Source organism: Trinickia acidisoli, assembly GCF_017315725.1.
Taxonomy (GTDB): domain Bacteria; phylum Pseudomonadota; class Gammaproteobacteria; order Burkholderiales; family Burkholderiaceae; genus Trinickia; species Trinickia acidisoli.
Genome location: NZ_JAFLRG010000001.1, coordinates 493,801 through 512,976, shown reverse-complemented (window position 1 = coordinate 512,976; position 19,176 = coordinate 493,801). Strand labels below are relative to the sequence as shown.

The window sequence follows — 19,176 nt, the reverse complement described above, 5'->3', positions numbered from 1 at the left end:
GTTCAGCGACGGCGGGCAAGGCCAACCGCCACCGCGACGGCAAGAAGCGCTATGCCCGTACAAACGGGCCATTCGAGCGTTTCGCCGTCATGAAAAAGGCCGGACACGTCACCCGCCATTTTCGCGGCTGCCGCGGCAGCGACACCAGCTATCAAAGCAATGGAGAGACCGGCACGACTGAGGCGGCGCAGCGGGTGAAGCCACCAACCGGCAAGCGCAATGGCGATGCCGAGCACGATGATGCCGGGCCAGCCCATCAGTACCTCCCCGTGCCATAGGTTGCTTCGCCGCCGGGTACGCAGCCGCGAAGGAAACAGCGAAATCGCATGGTTAGTCTCTTATTGTCTCTATTTAAGGAGATTCGACGGGAAGACGCTTGCCCGCCTTCGGAGCCGCCAGGAGCGCCGCGCGGCCAAGGCAACCCGCATTCGCCGCCGGCCGCTCCCCACTTTGCGTATTGCGCGCCGGCGCACGCGGGCTCGGCAAGCCACCGGGAGTAGCCGTTATAATAACCGGCTGAAATATCGGCGCCGTTCGCATTCAAGGGCGGCCACAGCACCCCCACGTATGCAACTGCTCACGATCGGAATCAATCACCACACGGCGCCCGTCGCGTTACGCGAGCGCGTGGCGTTTCCGCTCGAACAGTTGAAGCCGGCGCTCGACGCCTTCCAAGACCTCTGGCGCGGGCGCACGTCGCTCAGCGCACCCGAAGCCGCCATCCTGTCCACCTGCAATCGCACCGAACTGTACTGCGCCACGGACGAGCGCACCGCGCGCGACGCGGCGCTGCACTGGCTCTCGGCTTACCACGGGCTGTCGGTGGACGATCTCGCGCCGCACGTGTACGCGCTGCCGCAATCGGAGGCCGTCCGGCACGCGTTCCGGGTCGCCTCGGGCCTCGACTCGATGGTGCTCGGCGAAACGCAAATCCTCGGACAGATGAAAAATGCCGTGCGTTCGGCATCCGAGGCGGGCGCGCTCGGCACGTACTTGAACCAGCTCTTCCAGCGCACGTTCGCCGTCGCGAAGGAAGTGCGCGGCACGACGGCCGTCGGCGCGCAGTCGGTCTCGATGGCCGCGGCGGCCGTGCGGCTCGCCCAGCGCATCTTCGACAAAATCTCGAACCAGCGCGTCCTCTTCATCGGCGCCGGCGAGATGATCGAACTTTGCGCAGCCCACTTCGCGGCGCAGAACCCGCGCGAGCTCGTCGTCGCCAACCGCACGATCGAGCGCGGGGCCAAGCTCGCGGAGCGCTTCGGCGGTCACGCGATGCCGCTCGCCGATCTGCCCGCGCGCATGCATGAGTTCGACATCATCGTCTCGTGCACGGCGTCGACACTGCCGATCGTCGGGCTCGGCGCCGTCGAGCGCGCGGTCAAGGCGCGCCGCCGCCGCCCGATCTTCATGGTCGATCTGGCCGTGCCGCGCGACATCGAGTCCGAAGTCGCCGAGTTGCAGGACGTCTTTCTCTATACGGTCGACGATCTCGGCGCGATCGTGCGCGAAGGCAACGCCTCACGCCAAGCCGCCGTCGCACAGGCCGAAGCGATCATCGAAACGCGCGTGCAAGGCTTCATGCAATGGCTCGATGCGCGCAGCGTCGTGCCCGTGATCCGGCACATGCACACGCAAGCCGACCTGCTGCGCCGCGCCGAGCTCGAACGCGCGATGAAGATGCTCTCGCGCGGCGACGACCCGGCCAAGGTGCTCGAGGCCCTCTCGCAAGCGCTGACGAACAAGCTGATTCACGGCCCGACCCATGCGCTCAACCGCGCGAGCAGCGACGAGCGGGCCACGCTCGTCGAGTTGCTCGGCGGCTTCTACGGGCACGCCAAGCGCCCTGATTCATCCGAGCATTAGCGGCGCTCCCCGCGCCAGCGTCCGCACCCGCGCCCTTCCCGTCGGACCCTTCCACTTTCTTTTCGGGGAGCCTCGCTCCGCACCATGAAAACGAGCATTCAACAGAAGCTCGACCAGTTGACGACACGGCTGGCCGAACTGAACGATCTGCTGAGCCGCGCCGACGTGACGGCCAATCTCGACCAGTACCGCAAGCTCACGCGCGAGCACGCGGAGATCGGCCCCGTCGTCGAGCACTACGCGCTCTGGCGCCAGGCCCGCACCGATGCGGCGACGGCGCAGGAACTGCTGGCCGATGCGTCGATGCGCGAATTCGCCGAAGAGGAAGTCCGAGCATCGCGCGACCGAATGACGCAGATCGCGGAAGACCTGCGCAAGATGCTTTTGCCCAAGGACCCGAACGACGAGCGCAACATCTTCCTCGAAATCCGCGCAGGCACGGGCGGCGACGAATCGGCGCTGTTCGCCGGCGACCTGCTGCGCATGTATCTGCGCTACGCCGAGCGCCAGCGCTGGCAAGTCGAGATGATGTCGGAGAGCGAGTCCGATCTGGGCGGATACAAGGAAGTGATCGTTCGCATCGCGGGCCAAGGCGCGTACTCGCGGCTCAAGTTCGAATCGGGCGGCCATCGCGTGCAGCGCGTGCCGGCCACCGAGACGCAAGGCCGGATCCATACGTCGGCCTGCACCGTCGCGGTGATGCCCGAAGCCGACGAGATCGGCGAAGTCGAGATCAACCCGGCCGACTTGCGCATCGATACGTTCCGCGCGTCGGGGGCGGGCGGCCAGCACATCAACAAGACCGATTCGGCCGTGCGCGTGACGCACTTGCCGACGGGCATCGTCGTCGAATGCCAGGACGACCGCTCGCAGCACAAGAACAAAGACCGCGCGCTGAAGGTGCTCGCCGCGCGCATCAAGGACAAGCAGTCTCACGAGCAGCACGCGAAGGAAGCGGCGACGCGCAAAAGCTTGATCGGCTCGGGCGACCGCTCCGAGCGCATCCGCACCTATAACTTCCCGCAAGGCCGGCTGACCGACCATCGGATCAATCTGACGCTCTATAAGCTCGACGCGATGATGGACGGCGATCTCGACGAGCTCATCGCCGCGCTCGTCAGCGAGCATCAAGCCGAGCTGCTGGCCTCGCTCGGGGACGCCGACTGACGCGCCGCCCGTCGCGCCCGCGCCATGACTTCCGGCCCGCTCATGCCCACACCTATGCTCACCCCTACGCCCACGCCACCGGTCACCGCCGGTGCGTTGCTGCGTGCATCGCTGCTATCTGCGCTCGAAGCCCGCGTGTTGGTCGCCCATGTGCTGGGTTGGCGGCGCACGGAGTTGATCACGCGCGCCGACGAGCCGCTCGATGTCGCGGCGCAGGCACGCTTTCGCGCGCTCGAAGCAAGGCGCGTCGCGGGCGAACCGATCGCGCAGATCGTCGGTGCGCGCGAGTTCTACGGGCTGTCCTTCGAGGTCACGCCCGAGGTGTTGATTCCGCGCCCCGAGACCGAGTTGCTCGTCGAGACCGCGCTGGCCGCAATCGCGGCGACCCCGCACGCGCGGGTGCTCGATCTCGGCACGGGCAGCGGCGCGATCGCCGTCGCCATCGCATCGGCACGGCCCGATGCGCGCGTTTGGGCTGTCGACCGTTCGCCGGGCGCGCTTGCCGTCGCGACGCGCAACGCCGCCAAGCTGCTCGATCCGTCGCGCCCCGGCGGGCCGATTGCGTGGCAGCAGGGCGATTGGTACGCGCCGCTGCCACCTTCCGCCGTCTTCGACGCGATCGTCAGCAACCCACCCTACATCGCCGCCGGCGACCCGCATCTCGATACGGGCGATCTGCGCTTCGAGCCGAGGGGGGCGCTCACGGACGACGCGGACGGACTATCGGCGATTCGCGCCATCGTGGCCGGCGCAGGCTCGTTTCTCGCTGAATATGGACATTTGTGGATCGAGCACGGCTACGACCAAGCGGCCCAGGTTCGAACACTGCTGGCCGCATCGGGCTTCACGAACGTGCAGTCGCGACCGGACCTGGCTGGGATCGAACGCGCGACGGGCGGTTCGCGCGCTTGATGCGCCGCGCCGCCGTCACCCGAACGTTCCCAATCGTCCGAACCCCATCTAACATGGATAGGTGCATTGTCGGCACTGATATGATCTATCCTCTCACGCGCCAAGAGATCGGCCTGGCGCAAGCGCTTATCAATCGACCTTCCAGCGGAGCATACGGTGAAGCGCCTCCTGCCCCATATCGGCGAACGACTGGTCATTCGCGGGACTGAGCTGCACCAGGGAGAGCCGCCCGAGCTGATGCAGAACAAGCTCGCTCGCATTGCGCTCGACGAAATGTCGGCGTTCGTCGCACTGCTGAGCCCGGACGGCACCGTGCTCGAATGCAACCGCAACGAACTCGGCGCGCGCTTGACGCCGCTAGCCGAACTCACCGGGCATTCGCTGGCCGACGCGTTACCGCCCTCGACGGAGCGGTCCGAAATGCGCGAAGCGCTGCGGCAAGCCGTCGCGCGCGCCGCGGCGGGCGAAACGGTATCGCTCGATCTGCCTTTACCGCCGGCCGGGCCCAACGATGCGTCTCCCGTTTTCGATACGACACTGCGTCCCGCGCGCGACGATGCCGGCCGTATCGCATTCGTACTGTTCGAGGCGCGCGAAGCGGCGCAGCCGCGTAGCGCCGACGCGCGTCGCGGACATGAGGCGTCGGCGCAGCTCAAGGAAAGCGAGCAACGCTTTCGCCTGCTCGTCGACAGCGTCGTCGATTACGCCATCTTCATGCTCGACGCCGACGGCTACGTGACGAGCTGGAACGCGGGTGCGCAACGAATCAAAGGCTATCGAGCCGACGAAATCATCGGCCAGCACTTCTCGCGCTTCTATACGCCAGAGGACCAACGCAACGGCGTGCCGCGCTCGGTCCTGTCCAGCGCCGCGCGCACGGGCAAGTTCGAGGGCGAAGGCTGGCGCGTGCGCAAGGACGGCTCGCGCTTCTGGGCCAACGTGCTGGTCGATGCAATCGTCGGCCCTGAAGGCGACGTCATCGGCTTCGCCAAAGTCACCCGCGATTTGACCGAGAAGCGCAACGTCGAAGCCCAGTTGCGGCAGTCGCAGAAGATGGAAGCGATCGGCCAACTGACGGGCGGCATCGCGCACGATTTCAACAATCTGCTGCAGGTCGTGATCGGCAGCCTCGAAGGGCTCCAGCGGCGTGTCGGCAACTTCGAGCAAGCGCCGCAAAGCGCGGACATGCAGCGCTTCGTCGACAACGCGCTGCGCGGGGCCGAGCGCGCCGCCAATCTGACGCGGCGTCTGCTGGCGTTTTCGCGGCGGCAGACGCTCGACGCGAAACCGACCGACGTCGGCAGGCTCGTCGGCGGCATGTCGGATCTGTTGCGCCGCACGCTCGGCGAAGCCATTTCGATCGAAGCGGTCAACGCGGCCGGCCTGTGGCGCGTCTTGATCGATGCCAACCAGCTCGAAAGCGCGCTCTTGAACCTCGCCGTGAATGCGCGCGACGCCATGCCGGGCGGCGGCAAGCTGATCATCGAGACGGCCAACTGCTCGCTCGACGAATCGTATGTCTCGCGTTTCGATGGGCTCGAGGCCGGGCAATACGTCATGCTCGCCGTGAGCGATACGGGCATGGGCATGACAAAGGATGTCCTGGAGCGGTCGATGGAGCCGTTTTTCACGACCAAGGAAATCGGTCACGGCACGGGGCTCGGGCTGAGCCAGGTCTACGGCTTCGTCAAGCAATCGGGCGGACACGTGCGGATCTACAGCGAGGTCGACGAAGGCACGACGGTCAAGCTGTTCCTGCCGCGCCTGACCGGCGATGCCGTCGAGGACGAGCAAGCCGACCACCGGCCCGTGCCGGCCAGCCGCGTCGGCGAAACGATTCTCGTGGTCGAGGACGACGAAAGCGTGCGCACGTCGACGACCGATATGCTGCGCGAACTCGGCTACCGCGTCGTGACGGCGGCGGATGGCGCGAGTGCCTTGCGTCTGGTCGGCGAGCGGCCCGAGATCCGTCTGTTGTTCACTGACGTCGGGCTGCCGGGCGGCATGAACGGACGCCAGCTCGCCGACGCCGTGCGGGCGAGCCGGCCCGAGTTGCCGGTGCTGTTCACGACGGGCTACGCACGCAACGCGATCGTTCACCACGGGCGGCTCGATCCCGGCATCAATCTGCTTTCGAAACCGTTCACGTATGCCGAGTTGGCGAACAAGCTGAGCCGGATGCTCGCCGACGCGCCGCAGGCGCGGCGGTAAGCGCCGGCCCGCGCGGGCGAAATCCGCTATCATTTCGATCTATCTTTTATCGTTTCGCGCGTGGCGCAAAGAAACAAGGTCAGTCATGGATACGCAACAACGCATCAAGCAAGTCGTCGACGAAAACGCAGTCGTCCTTTTCATGAAGGGCAACGCGCAGTTTCCGATGTGCGGCTTTTCGGGCCGTGCCGTGCAGATTCTGAAGGCGTGCGGGGTCGATCAATTCAAGACGGTCAACGTCCTCGAGGACGAGGAAATCCGTCAGGGAATCAAGGAATTCTCGAATTGGCCCACCATCCCGCAGCTCTACGTGAAGGGCGAATTCGTCGGCGGCTCGGACATCATGATGGAGATGTATCAGTCGGGCGAGTTGCAACAGCTCTTCGCCGCGGCTTAAGGCCACAGGTCATGGGCCACGCGTCCGGCACCGGCGCATCGCCGGCCGCCGCGCGCTTGTCCGTTGGCTCCGACGCTTCCGCCATGTCGCCCGCCAGTGCGCCGCCGCGCCGGTTGATCGTCGCGATCACCGGCGCCACGGGTGCGATCTACGGTGTCCGTCTGCTCGAAACGATGCGCCGCATCGAGGGGCTCGAGACGCACCTCGTCGTCTCCGGCGCGGGCTGGCTCAATCTTCAGCACGAACTCGGTTTGACGAAGGATGAGGTCCATCCGCTGGCCAACGTCGTCCACAGCGTGCGCGATGTCGGTGCAAGCATCGCGTCAGGCTCGTTCGCAACGGACGGCATGATCGTCGCGCCCTGTTCGATGAAGACGCTCGCCAGCATCGCGCATGGGCTGTCCGACAACCTGATCGCGCGCGCAGCGGACGTGACGTTGAAAGAGCGCCGGCGCCTCGTGCTGCTGGCGCGCGAGACGCCACTGAACTTGGCGCATCTGCGCAATATGACGGCCGTCACCGAAATGGGCGGCGTGATCTTCCCCCCCCTACCGGCTTTTTACAACCGGCCCGCCTCGATCGACGAGATGGTCGACGACACCGTGGCGCGCGTCCTCGATATGTTCGCGCTCGGCCCCGCGCTGGCCGCGGCTTGGGCGGGGTTGCGCGGCGAGGCATGAGCGTGTGCCATGCGTACGACGCGCGCCTCTGTGCCGGGCGCGCATTCGCAACTGCGGTGACACGGTTCGTTTCCAGAAAGCCCGTTTATCGCTTGCGCGCGGCGGCATATAGTCACGGCAGTCGCATTGCCCACTGATCTCAGGCCGCGCCCCGCGCGCTCCCATGCCATGTCACGCTTACCTTCGCTTTTCTTGTCTCACGGCGCACCAACCTTGCCGATCGACCCTGCGATGCCGTCGGGCGAATTCGCTACGCTTGCCGCACGCCTGCCGCACCCGCGCGCCATCCTGATCCTCTCGGCGCATTGGGGCACGCAGATGCCCGTTGCCAGCACGGCCGAGGCGCCCGAAACGATCCATGACTTCTACGGCTTTCCGCGCGCGCTGTATGAACTCCAATACCCTGCGCCGGGCGCGCCTGAAGTGGCTCGCGAGGCAGCCGCTCTGCTCGATGCGGCAGCGATAGCCGCGCAGACGCAGCCCCATGGGCTCGATCACGGTGCCTGGGTGCCGTTGCTGCTGATGTTTCCGCAAGCCGACGTGCCGGTTGCACAGTTGTCGATCCAACCGCACCGCGATCCCGCGCATCACTACGCGGTCGGACGCGCACTGCGGCCGTTGGCGGGCGACGGGGTATTGATCGTCGGCTCGGGCCAGATCACGCACAACCTGCGCGCGGCCGACTTCGGCGCGAAGCCGGGCGACGCCGATCCGCGGGTGGCCGAATTCACCGATTGGTTCGAAGCACGACTAGCCGAGCGCGACGTCGAATCGCTGCTCGACTATCGGCGCCGCGCGCCGCACGCGGTGTATATGCATCCGACCGACGAGCACTTGCTGCCAGTGTTCGCATCGCTCGGCGCGGCCGGCGACGCCTACACGCTCGACATTCAATCGCTGGGGACGTATCAGCGAGCGCTGGCGATGACGAACTACCTGTTTCTCGATTAGGCGCTGCCGCGACGACGCGCGGCGGCCAGGTACCGCGTTGCGTCAGGCGCCGACGCCTTCGAGAATGTCTTCCTCGGGCTCGCGCTCATCGAGATAGCGCGTGCGGTAGCCCGTGTTCACGCCCCAGAAATAGAAGCCGAGCGCGAACAGCGCCACGACGAGCATGTCCCATCCGTAGGGCAGGATGTTCAGACCACCGAACTGCTTACTGCCGATGATCGACAGAACGGCCATCGTGGGCAAATACGCGACGAGCCACCAGGCGGCCTTCAGATCGCGACCCCAGCCGCCGAAGCCCGATTTGCCCTGGTAGTAGAAGTAGACCGGCAGCGCGACGATCATCAGAAGAATGATTTCGCCCGTGAGCGGCCACTTTGCCCAAAAGAGGACGAGCGAGGCGCAGACGAAGGCGAACGGCGCGATCAGGTTCATCAGCGGCAGGCTGAGCGGACGCTCGACATCGACGGCCGTGCGGCGCAACGCCATCAGGCTGACCGGGCCCGTCAGATACGAAATGACGGTGGCGACCGAGATGACGGCGGCCAGCGAGCTCCAGCCGCGGAAGAAGAACATGAAGATGAAGGAGACGATGAGGTTGAACCACATCGCGTTGCGCGGCACGCCGTAGAACGGGTGCACGTTGCCGAACATCTTGGGCAGCGTGTTGTTGCGCTCCATCGCGTAGATCATGCGCGTCGTCGTCGCCATGTACGTCGTGCCGGTGCCGCTCGGGCTCACGAATGCGTCGACGTAGAGCAGGATCGCGAGCCAGTTCAGGTTCAGCGCAAGGGCAAGCTCGGCGAACGGCGAAGCGAAGTTGAAATGGCTCCAACCCTTCGCGACATCAGCCGGGTTGACGGCGCCGATGTAAGCGATTTGCAGCAGCACGTAGATCACGAGCGCGAGCAGGATCGAACCGATGACGGCGAACGGCACGCTCTTGGACGGATTGCGCGCTTCGCCGGCGAGGTTGACCGGGCTTTGGAAGCCGTTGAAGCTGAAGACGATGCCGCTCGTCGCGACGGCCGTAAATACGGCCGACCAACCGTAGGGCGCGAATTGGGTCGTGGTGCCGAAATTCTCGCGATGGAAGCCCGCCACCAAGAGGCCGAGAATCGTGAGGCCCGGGATGATGAACTTGAACACGGTGATGGTCGTGTTCGCGCGCGCGAACACCTTCACGCCCCAGTAATTGAGCATGAAGTAGACGATCACGAGCAAGGCCGACAGGAAGAGCCCCGGCGGCGCCAGCGATCCGTTCACGAACAACGCATGCGCCCAGGGATAGGGCCACGTGCTCATGTACTGAATCGACGCTTCGGCTTCGATCGGAATCACCGACACGATGGCGATCCAGTTCGCCCATGCGCTGATGAAGCCGACGAGCGCGCCGTGAGAATAGCGCGCATAGCGCACCATGCCGCCCGATTCCGGGAACATGGCGCCGAGTTCGGCGTACGTCAACGCGATGGCGAGAATCACGACGGCGCCGATGATCCATGCGCACACGGCCGCCGGCCCCGCGATCTTGGCCGCTTTCCACGCGCCGAACAGCCAGCCCGACCCGATGATCGAGCCCAAGCCGGTCAGCATCAGTGCAAATGGCCCAATGTTCCGTTGAATAGAACTTTTCACAACCTCTCCTTGGGGATAGACGAACGGCGCGCGAGTGAGGACGCGCGGGTGCCGCAAGAAACGTGCAACCGTGATGAGCGCTGCGGCGAGGGGAAGCCGCAACCAGGCGCAACCACCCGGCGCGGCGCGTAGTTTACCGGTTGCGATCACTTAAATGGTGCAAAATGATCCGTCACCAAGAAAAAAACATCGTGAAATGAAAGATTTGTAAGAAGAGACTGCGAACCTGGCGAACGCGCACGCATGTTGCGCCGCGAAATTGTGTTGACCTGCACGTTTTTTAGCGGTATAAAACTCAAGCAGGATTTCAAGTGGCGAGTGTTGATCGGTCTTTCGTAGTTCGCCCCCATCAGGTACTCCGGTTGTCCTATTACCCTTCCTTGATTTTCGTGCGCTCCCTGGCTTCGGCCTTTTTTACCCAATTTAGGAATACGTAATTATGGAAACCGGTACCGTCAAGTGGTTCAACGACGCTAAGGGCTTTGGCTTCATCACGCCCGACGGCGGCGGCGAGGATCTCTTCGCGCACTTCTCGGAAATCCGCGTCGAAGGCTTCAAGACGCTTCAAGAAAATCAGAAAGTGTCGTTCGAAGTGAAGACAGGCCCGAAGGGCAAGCAAGCCGCAAACATCAAGCCGCTGTAAAGCGCTCGACCGCTGTAAGCGCCTGGCGCTTATAAGCACTTCGCGCTTAGCGAATTAAAAAACCCCGCGTCATGCGGGGTTTTTTTGCTTTTACGGCAGCGACATGGTGTGCACTTCAGTGCGCCATCGGCCGCCTTGCGGCAGCGAAGGTGCCCTCTAGGCGAAAAGACGCTGCGCGTGGATGCCGAGCCCCGCCGCGACGCTCGCGAGCCGATCGCCGAACACGGGCCGAGCGTCGGGGAACGCCGCGCACAGCGCGCTCGTGAGAAAGCGCAGCCCGGTCGAGCCGCCTGTGAAATAGAGCGCATCGACGTCGCCGAGGGCCACGCCCGCGGCCTTTGCCGTCTCGCGCGCCGCCTCGGCGATCCGCCGCGTTTCCTCCGCGCCGGCCGCGATCAGTTGCGCTTCATCGAACGCGAGACGCAGATCGGCCTCGACATCGTCGAGATCGATCGAGGTCTCGCCGCCCGCGGCAACGCCAATCTTCGCCTCTTCGCCGCGCGCCGTCAGCGCATGGCCGAGCCGACGCTCGACGACGCGCATCAGCCGCTCATGATGCCGCACGTCGCCGTACAGATGGCGCATCAGCGCCAGCTCGCCCACTCGCTTGCCCGAGTAGACCGTGTTGATCAGGTGCCAGGTGGCGAGGTCGAAATAGATGCGGTTCGGCACTTCGCGGCCTTCGGGATCGAGCGAACGATAGCCGAGCTCGAGCAAGATCGTCTCGAGTTCCACGCGCCGGTCGAAGTCGGTGCCGGCCACGTGCACGCCATGATGCGCGAGCACGTCGTCCTTGCGCTCGATACGTCGCATCCGCTCAGGCCCGACGCGCACGAGCGAAAAGTCGGACGTACCACCACCGATATCGGCAACGAGCACGAGCGCTTCTTCGCTCAAACGCGATTCGTAATCGAAGGCCGCGGCGATCGGTTCGTACTGGAAATGAATGTCCTTCAAGCCCGCCGCACGGGCCGCCGCTTCGAGTTGCCGTTGCGCGAGCTGATCGGCGCGCGCATCGTCATCGACGAAGAACACGGGGCGACCGAGCACGGCGCGCTCGATCGGCACGCCCGCGCAGGCTTCGGCCTGGCGCTTCAGGAAGGCCACGAAAATCGCGATGACCTCGGTGTACTTGAGCGCGCTGCCGTCGCCGAGGTCCGTCGCGGTCTCGGCGAGCGAGGACCCGAGAATGCTCTTGAGCGAGCGCATCAGGCGCCCGTCGAAGCCGTCGATGTATTCGGCCAGCGCGGCGCGGCCATAGGCGCGCGAATGCTCGTCGGTATTGAAGAAAACGGCCGTGGGCAGCGTCGTGTGAGTGCCTTCGACGGGAGCCAACATCATCGTCTCGCCGCGCGGCAACGCCACGGCGGAGTTGGACGTACCGAAGTCGATCGCACAATAAGGCATCGCTTGCATCGCAACTCGCTTTATGCGAACAGAAGGGAGCGCGCTTTTTATCACAACTACCCGAGACGAGCAATCGGTGCGCCATTCGATGATGGCTCGCCTCGCCAGCCGGGCACGGTCCATGCGCCGCTGGCGGACGGCACGCGGCGTGCGCCGGCAGCTCGCACCGCATCCGCTTCACCGCCATCCCTCAGGAGAATGCCAGAAATGAGCCTGAAGACCGCGGCGCCGCGCCCCGCCTCACGCGAGGACGTCATCGAAACCGATTTGCCCTCGCGGCTCGACCGCCTACCCTGGGGACGCTTCCATACGCTGATCGTCGTTGCGCTCGGCGTCACGTGGTTGCTGGACGGGCTCGAGGTCACGCTCGCGGGTGCCGTTGCCGGCGCACTGAAGTCTAGCCCGGCGCTACATCTATCCGATGCCGACATCGGGCTGGCCGGCAGCGCCTACATCGCCGGCGCGGTGCTCGGTGCGCTCGGCTTTGGCTGGCTCACCGACCGGCTCGGACGGCGCAAGCTCTTCTTCATGACGCTCGGGCTTTATCTCGTTGCCACGGCCGCCACGGCGCTCTCGTGGAATTTCGCAAGCTTCGCGGCGCTGCGCTTTTTGACCGGCGCCGGTATCGGCGGCGAATACGCGGCGATCAATTCGACGATCCAGGAGTTCACGCCCGCGCGCGTGCGCGGCTGGACCGATCTCGGCATCAATGGAACGTTCTGGATCGGCGCGGCACTGGGCGCCGGCGGCTCACTCGTGCTGCTCGATCCGGCCGTCGTGCCTGGCGACTGGGGCTGGCGCGCCTGCTTTTTCATCGGCGCGGCGCTCGCGCTCGTCATCGTCTTCATGCGCGTGTGGGTGCCCGAAAGTCCGCGCTGGCTTCTCACGCACAACCAACCTCAGGAAGCGCGGCGCATCGTCGAAGACATCGAGGAGCGCTTTCGCCACGCGGGCCGCCGGCCGGTATCGGACGAGCGGGAGACGCTGCGATTCGCACGGCGCAAGAACACACCGCTCGCCGAAGTGTTCGAGGCGCTGTTCGTCACGTACCGACGCCGCTCGCTCGTCGGGCTCGCGCTCATGACGGCGCAGGCGTTCTTCTACAACGCAATCTTTTTCACCTACGCGCTCGTCTTGACCGACTTCTATCACGTGCCCGGCGGCAAAGTCGGCTGGTATCTGCTGCCTTTCGCGCTCGGCAATTTCCTCGGTCCGATCGTGCTCGGCCATGCGTTCGACGCGATCGGGCGGCGCGCAATGATTGCCTTCACCTATGCGTGGTCCGGCTTGTTGCTGATCGGCAGCGGCTACCTGTTCGCTCGCGGCCTGCTCACCGTGCAGGAGCAAACGCTCGCCTGGATGGTGATTTTCTTTTTCGCGTCGGCCGCGGCGAGCTCGGCGTACCTGACGGTCAGCGAATCGTTTCCGCTCGAGATCCGCGCGCTCGCCATCGCCGTGTTCTACGCGTTCGGCACGGCGTTGGGCGGCATTGCCGGCCCCGCCTTCTTCGGTCGGCTCATCGATACGCAGCAGCGCGGCGCCGTGTTCGAAGGTTATCTCGTCGGTTCGGCGCTGATGCTGGCCGCCGCGGCGATCGCGGCCGTATGGGGCGTCGATGCCGAACGCAAAGCGCTGGAACACGTGGCGATGCCGCTGTCGGCGCTGCGCGACGGGTCCTGAGCGCGGCAGCGCCTCCTTCCGACCTGCATTGGCCGGCCGCGCGCCAAGGCTCGGATCAGGCCGCCGTCACCGCGACGCTGCGCACGGCGCCGCGACGGTGAATCCGCAGCACCAGCACCGAGGCGATCAGGCACAACCCGCCCGAAATCATCGAAGCCACCGTGTACGTACCGAGGCTCGAACGCAGCAATCCCGCGCCGTACGCCGCGAACGCCGCCCCGAGTTGGTGCCCCGCCACGACCCAGCCGAATACGACGGGCGCGGAGTCCTTGCCGAACGCGTCGGTCGTCAGGCGCACCGTCGGCGGCACGGTAGCGATCCAATCGAGCCCGTAGAACATGGCGAACAGGGGCAGCCCGAAGAAATCGAAGCCGAACGCGTACGGCAGATAGATCAGCGAGAGCCCGCGCAGCCCGTAGTACCAAAAGAGCAGCACACGGCTGTTGAAGCGATCGGACAACCAACCCGAGAGCGTCGTGCCGAATAAGTCGAAAACGCCCATCGCCGCGAGCAGCGACGCACCCTGCACTTCGCTTAGACCGTAATCGCCGCACATGGCGATCAGGTGCGTGCCGACATAGCCGTTCGTGCTCGCGCCGCAGATGAAGAAGCTGAAAAACAACAACCAAAAATCACGCGATTTGCTGGCCGACGCAAGCGTGCCGAACGCAATCACCAGCGGATTGGCGGCAGCTTGCCCGTCGATGCGTGGCGCATCGTGCGGCTCGCCGTAGGGGCGCAAGCCGACGCTCGCGGGGCGCTCGGGCAGCAAAAAGAGGACGAGCGGCAAAACGAGCGCCGCGACGATCGCGACGATCCAGACGACCGGGCGCCAACCATGATGCTCGACGACCGCGGCGAGCATGGGCAGAAACACGAGCTGGCCCGTGGCCGAACTGGCGGTGAGCACGCCCATGACGAGCCCCCGGCGCTGCGCGAACCAGCGGTTGACGACAGTGGCCGAGAGCGTCAGCGCCGCGACGCCCGTCGCACTGCCGACCATCACGCCCCAGATCAGGATCATCTGCCACGGCGCCGTCATCATCGACGACAGCGCAACGCCGCCGGCCATCAGGGCAAGTGCCGTCAACAACGTCGGCCGCACGCCGAAGCGCTGCATCGACGCGGCTGCGAACGGACCGGTGAGCCCGTACAGCGCGATATTGACCGAGATCGCCAGCGAAATCGTCGCGCGACTCCAGCCGAATTGATGCTCGAGCGGCACCATCATTACGCTCGGCGTCGCGCGCGTCCCGGCCGCGGCGAGCAATACGAGGAAAACGACCGCCGCGACGACCCAGCCGTAATGCGCGCGCCCGTTCATTTTTCTTGCAATCCAGTTCATCGGCACTCTCGTTGCACGCTCCGCCGGTGGTATCGGCGTGACGGCGCGCGTAATTTGCGTAGCGTCGGTGTGTCCTGGGCCGGTTCGGCGTGACGTCCGACTGGCTTGTGACAGATCTGTCACAAGTGCGAGTTGCCATCGTAGTTACTGATCGGTAACATGTCAAGCGGGTCACCTTCGTAGTCTTGGCTGGCGATGGGTCGACCGGCATCACGATCGCCCTGATCGCCGCCCTCACCGTCAGTCGAATCCGGACAGCTCGCCATGAAAGACAGACACGCCGACGTCTCGCGTACCAGCGTCTCGACCGCCAAGTCGGCCGCCACGCGCACGCGTCCCCACACCGCTGCGGCCACGGCCCAGCAGCTCTTGCTGCGCGCGGCCGGGGAGCTGTTCTATCAGGAAGGCGTGCGCGCGGTCGGCGTCGACGCCGTCGTCGAGCGCGCGGGCGTCAACAAGATGAGCCTGTATCGGCAGTTCGCATCGAAGGACGAACTCGTCGTTGCCTACCTCGAGCAGGCGAACGATTGCTTCTTCGGGTATTTCGATAAAAGTATCGACAAGCATCCGGGCCAACCCATTCGGCAGATCGCCCAGTATTTCGATGACCTCACCGCTCGCGCCTCGCGCGAAGGGTATCGCGGCTGCCCGTTCGTCAACGTCGCGGCCGAATTTCCCGATCCAACGCATCCGGCCCGTCAAATCGTGACCCGCAACAAGACGCAACTGATCGAGCGGCTGACCGAACTGACGATCGCCGCCGGCGCCGACGATCCGGCGGGTCTCGCCGATGCGCTCGCACTGCTGGTCGAAGGTGTCTATGCGGCCAGTCAGACGTTCGGTCCTGGATGCGGCCCGATTCTGGCGGCGCCGCGCGTGGCCGCCCAACTCGTCACGGCGGCATGCGTCCGACGCGCAGACGCGTAAAATGCCGGCGCCTCCCCGTCTCATGCCGCCGAATCGCCGAACCGAAATGCCCGCTTAAAATGCCCGCTTACTCAGCCCACTCTGCCAACCTGCGGGAACCGAGCGATAGCGACACCGCACCCGCATCCGCAGCCGACCAGCACGTGCTCGACGTCACGCGGCATTGGCTGGTGCGCGCGGTGATCGGGCTCAATCTCTGCCCGTTCGCCAAGAGCGTCCATACCAAAGCGCAAATCCGCTATGTCGTCAGCGATGCGCGCGATCTCGACGGCATGTTGACGATGCTCGAAACGGAACTTCGGACACTCGCCGATACCGCTCCCGAGCGGATCGACACGACGCTCTTGATCCTGCCGCACGCATTCGCCGATTTCCTCGAATTCAACGACGCGCTGTATTTCGCCGAACGCCTGCTCGCGCAGATGCGGCTCGCAGGCGAGCTGCAAATCGCGAGTTTTCATCCGCGCTATCAATTCGAGGATACGGCGCCCGAGGACATCGAGAACTACACGAACCGCGCCCCCTACCCGATCCTGCATCTGCTGCGCGAATCGAGCGTCGAGCGCGCGACGCAAGCGTTCCCCGATGCCGCCGACATCTACGAGCGCAATCAAGAGACGATGCGCCGCCTCGGCCACGAGGGCTGGCGCGAATGGATGGAAGATCGGGCGCGGCCCGACGCGCCCGCGCCCGCGCCTTCGTCTGAAGATTAGGCTGATCAGGCCAATTCAGTCGGCGTAAAAAACCGCTCGTGCAGCGAATCGAGGCCGAACGTGTCGAGCACTTCGGCCAGGCGCTCGGCGGGCCGCCGCCGCGGCAAGTCCTTGTACTGCGCGACGATGAGTTCGTTTTTCATCGAATGCTCCCAGCCGACGAGTTCGGTCACCGTCACCTGATAGCCGTGCGCCTCCAGTTGCAAACAGCGCAGGACGTTCGTGATTTGACTGCCGAATTCGCGCGTATGCAGTGGGTGGCGATAGATCTCGGCAAGCGCGCTGCCGAGCGATTTGCCCTTGTTACGCCTGAGCACGCCCGCGACCTCGGCTTGGCAGCACGGCACGAGCACGATGTGGCGCGCGCGCTTTTCCAATGCGAAGCGAATGGCGTCGTCGGTCGCCGTATCGCAGGCATGCAATGCGGTAACGACGTCGATCGTCTCAGGCAACCGCGCCGAGCCGATTGAATCGGCCACAGATACGTTCAAAAACGACATTCCGTCGAAGCCGAGCCGCGCTGCCAGTAATGTCGCTTTGTCGACGAGTTCGGCGCGCGTCTCGATACCGTAAATGCGTGATCCGGTGCCGCCCGGCAACCCCTTGAAAAAAAGATCGTAGAGGATAAAACCAAGATAGGACTTGCCTGCGCCGTGATCGACGAGCGTGACGCATCCTCGATCGCGTACGACGTCCTCGAGCAGGGGTTCGATGAATTGGAACAGGTGATAGACCTGCTTGAGCTTGCGGCGGCTGTCTTGGTTCATCTTGCCGTCGCGCGTCAGGATGTGAAGCTCCTTGAGCAGCTCGATCGATTGGTTGGGGCGGATTTCGTAAGTCTTGTTCGACATGGTGGGACGGATCTCGGACAAGTCGCCGCCAGCGTGCGACAGCCTACAGAAGCGCAAAAACAATAGCGTCAGTTTACCCAAAAGCGCGAAGACGCTGGCAAGTGCGCGGGAACGGTTTATGCATCACGGCGCGGGCGCATTTCTTTCACGCCCGGGCGAGCCGCTCCGGACGCGTGCGGCAAGAGCGACAAAGTTGACGAAAGGACGACAGCAATGGCTACGATACCCAACGGAGACGCCGAGCAAAAGTTTCAAGCGATGCTCGCCACCCTCCTCACGCCGCCGACGGGCTGGTCGGAGAAGCAGCAATTGGAACTCGAAATGGCGCGCGACATTTCGACGGAGATGCTGCGGCTCGCGGAGTTGATGCGCGATTCCGACGGCAGCCTCGAAGCGCTGCTCACGCTGCTCAAGTACGCGAAGGTCGTCGACTTCATCTTGACGACGCTCGCATCGAGGCGCGACATCCGCCCGCAGACGTTGCGCGTCATCTTCAAGCTCGCCGGCTTGAAAGTCGACGAAGCCTATCCTGGCTAAGCGTATCGCCTGACATGCGAGCCGTGCGCCGGCCGGCGCCGCGGCCCGCCGCCCTCTCGTCACTTCACCCCGAGCCGCCACAGCGAGGTCACTTCGGCAGCACGGGCGCGGTAAAGCGGATCGGAAAGGTCCGCCGCCTTCGGGTGAACCGGCCGAATGTCGTCGCGCCCGATCACCTTCAAACCCGCCGCGTCGATCATGTCGAGCAACGCTTCGCGTGAACGCAAGCCCAAATGCTCGGCGAAATCGGACAAGATCAACCACCCTTCCCCGCCCGGCTCCAGATGGGCCGAGAGGCCGCCCAGAAACCCGCGCAGCATGCGGCTGTCGGGATCGTAGATGGCGTGCTCGACGGGCGAGCTCGGCCGCGCCGGCAGCCACGGCGGATTGCAGACGACGAGCGGCGCGCGTCCCGGCGGAAAGAGATCGGCCTCGGATATCTGAATCTGCTCGGTCAAACCGAGGCGGCCGACGTTCTCGCGCGCGCAGGCGAGCGCGCGCGCATCGGCATCCGTCGCGACGATGCGTGCAAGCCCCCGCTTGGCGAGTACGGCGGCGAGCACGCCCGTGCCCGTGCCGATGTCGAATGCCAGCGCGCGCGAGGGCAGCCGCGCACGCGCCACGAGCTCGACGTATTCGCCGCGCACGGGCGAAAACACACCGTAATAGGGATGAATGCGCGCACCGAGCGCGGCGATCTCCACGCCCTTCTTGCGCCACTCGTGAGCGCCGATCAGGCCCAATAATTCGCGCAACGAAACGACCGACGATTCGCCGCCGCGCGCATCGGCATCGCCGTAAACCTCGCGGCATGCCTCCTTCACATCGGGCGCGCGCCGCAGCGGAATCGAATAATCGGCGTCGAGCGGAATCAAGAGCATGCCGAGCGTGCGCGCGCGCTGCGCCTGCGCTTGCCGGTGCGCGTTGAACGCATCGAGCGGCGCGGCAGGCGGCTTGCGCGGTTTGCGATCGATTCGGCGCGCCATGGCTTGCAATAGCTGCCGCGCATTTTGATAGTCGCCGCGCCACAACAGCGCAACGCCCTCGCTGGCCTGGCGATAGGCCGCGTCGGCCGTCATGCGGTCGTCCGCAAGCACCACGCGCCGCGGCGGCACGACGCCGGCTTCGGAGCGCCAGCGCGCGCTCGGTTCAGCGGCGCCGTCGGTCCAATGGATAACGGGAAAAGTCGGGTCGATGGTCACGAAACGAAACGAAACGAAAGAACATCAAAAGGCGAGCGGACGACGCATTCGCTCG

Annotated in this window: 18 protein-coding genes; 12 read left to right on the top strand and 6 right to left on the bottom strand. The window is 65.0% G+C overall.

All coding sequences use genetic code 11. The features are described 5' to 3' along the window. Positions 1–2: 2 nt before the first annotated feature. Positions 3–257, bottom strand: coding sequence for a hypothetical protein (locus J3485_RS02435; RefSeq protein ID WP_206951002.1), 255 nt, complete (start codon positions 255–257; stop codon positions 3–5). Positions 258–567: 310 nt separating this feature from the next. On the opposite strand from J3485_RS02435, the gene hemA reads away from it, so the two are divergent. From hemA to J3485_RS02400, 7 genes are all read left to right on the top strand, one after another. After that, complete coding sequence (gene hemA / locus J3485_RS02430) at positions 568–1,863, top strand: glutamyl-tRNA reductase (protein ID WP_206951001.1); 1,296 nt, start codon at positions 568–570, stop codon at positions 1,861–1,863. 84 nt (positions 1,864–1,947) lie between these two features. Next, positions 1,948–3,030 carry a peptide chain release factor 1 gene (prfA, locus tag J3485_RS02425; RefSeq protein WP_206951000.1) on the top strand — a complete coding sequence of 361 codons (1,083 nt, stop codon included), beginning with the start codon at positions 1,948–1,950 and terminating at the stop codon, positions 3,028–3,030. A gap of 24 nt (positions 3,031–3,054) precedes the next feature. After that, positions 3,055–3,942, top strand: coding sequence for a peptide chain release factor N(5)-glutamine methyltransferase (gene prmC, locus J3485_RS02420; RefSeq protein WP_242538455.1), 888 nt, complete (start codon positions 3,055–3,057; stop codon positions 3,940–3,942). A gap of 156 nt (positions 3,943–4,098) precedes the next feature. After that, complete coding sequence (locus tag J3485_RS02415; RefSeq protein WP_206950999.1) at positions 4,099–6,153, top strand: hybrid sensor histidine kinase/response regulator; 2,055 nt, start codon at positions 4,099–4,101, stop codon at positions 6,151–6,153. Between the two features lie 85 nt (positions 6,154–6,238). Continuing rightward, entirely contained in the window at positions 6,239–6,550 is a 312-nt protein-coding gene (gene grxD / locus J3485_RS02410) for a Grx4 family monothiol glutaredoxin (protein ID WP_206950998.1), read from the top strand. Positions 6,551–6,633: 83 nt separating this feature from the next. Beyond that, a complete protein-coding gene (locus J3485_RS02405; protein ID WP_206955602.1) occupies positions 6,634–7,230 on the top strand; it encodes a UbiX family flavin prenyltransferase in 597 nt (198 codons plus the stop codon). A gap of 168 nt (positions 7,231–7,398) precedes the next feature. Next, positions 7,399–8,181 (top strand): DODA-type extradiol aromatic ring-opening family dioxygenase, encoded by a 783-nt coding sequence (locus tag J3485_RS02400; RefSeq protein WP_206950997.1) that lies wholly within the window; start codon positions 7,399–7,401, stop codon positions 8,179–8,181. Between the two features lie 42 nt (positions 8,182–8,223). Here J3485_RS02400 and J3485_RS02395 read toward each other — a convergent pair whose 3' ends face one another. Next, positions 8,224–9,816: an APC family permease gene (locus tag J3485_RS02395; RefSeq protein ID WP_206950996.1), complete on the bottom strand. Its 1,593-nt coding sequence runs from the start codon at positions 9,814–9,816 to the stop codon at positions 8,224–8,226. Positions 9,817–10,255: 439 nt separating this feature from the next. On the opposite strand from J3485_RS02395, the gene J3485_RS02390 reads away from it, so the two are divergent. Beyond that, positions 10,256–10,459, top strand: coding sequence for a cold-shock protein (locus J3485_RS02390; RefSeq protein WP_102610995.1), 204 nt, complete (start codon positions 10,256–10,258; stop codon positions 10,457–10,459). 156 nt (positions 10,460–10,615) lie between these two features. Here J3485_RS02390 and J3485_RS02385 read toward each other — a convergent pair whose 3' ends face one another. Beyond that, positions 10,616–11,866 (bottom strand): Hsp70 family protein, encoded by a 1,251-nt coding sequence (locus J3485_RS02385; protein WP_206955601.1) that lies wholly within the window; start codon positions 11,864–11,866, stop codon positions 10,616–10,618. A gap of 207 nt (positions 11,867–12,073) precedes the next feature. Between J3485_RS02385 and J3485_RS02380 the strand changes: the two genes are divergently transcribed. Continuing rightward, positions 12,074–13,546, top strand: coding sequence for an MFS transporter (locus J3485_RS02380; protein ID WP_206950995.1), 1,473 nt, complete (start codon positions 12,074–12,076; stop codon positions 13,544–13,546). 55 nt (positions 13,547–13,601) lie between these two features. Here J3485_RS02380 and J3485_RS02375 read toward each other — a convergent pair whose 3' ends face one another. Next, positions 13,602–14,891: an MFS transporter gene (locus tag J3485_RS02375; protein ID WP_206950994.1), complete on the bottom strand. Its 1,290-nt coding sequence runs from the start codon at positions 14,889–14,891 to the stop codon at positions 13,602–13,604. 264 nt (positions 14,892–15,155) lie between these two features. Here J3485_RS02375 and J3485_RS02370 point away from each other — a divergent pair, with 264 nt between their 5' ends. Both J3485_RS02370 and J3485_RS02365 read left to right on the top strand, forming a co-directional pair. Further along, the gene (locus J3485_RS02370; RefSeq protein WP_206950993.1) at positions 15,156–15,818 is read left to right on the top strand and encodes a TetR/AcrR family transcriptional regulator; all 663 of its coding nucleotides are present in this window, start codon (positions 15,156–15,158) and stop codon (positions 15,816–15,818) included. Between the two features lie 59 nt (positions 15,819–15,877). Continuing rightward, positions 15,878–16,531 (top strand): DUF1415 domain-containing protein, encoded by a 654-nt coding sequence (locus J3485_RS02365; protein WP_206950992.1) that lies wholly within the window; start codon positions 15,878–15,880, stop codon positions 16,529–16,531. A 5-nt stretch (positions 16,532–16,536) separates the two neighbouring features. Here the strand turns inward: J3485_RS02365 and J3485_RS02360 are convergent, their stop codons facing one another. Then, entirely contained in the window at positions 16,537–17,382 is an 846-nt protein-coding gene (locus J3485_RS02360) for a class I SAM-dependent methyltransferase (protein ID WP_206950991.1), read from the bottom strand. A gap of 213 nt (positions 17,383–17,595) precedes the next feature. Between J3485_RS02360 and J3485_RS02355 the strand changes: the two genes are divergently transcribed. Then, entirely contained in the window at positions 17,596–17,919 is a 324-nt protein-coding gene (locus J3485_RS02355; protein WP_206950990.1) for a DNA-binding protein, read from the top strand. A 59-nt stretch (positions 17,920–17,978) separates the two neighbouring features. Here J3485_RS02355 and J3485_RS02350 read toward each other — a convergent pair whose 3' ends face one another. Continuing rightward, positions 17,979–19,121: a methyltransferase gene (locus tag J3485_RS02350; protein WP_374192402.1), complete on the bottom strand. Its 1,143-nt coding sequence runs from the start codon at positions 19,119–19,121 to the stop codon at positions 17,979–17,981. Between the last annotated feature and the right edge of the window lie 55 nt (positions 19,122–19,176).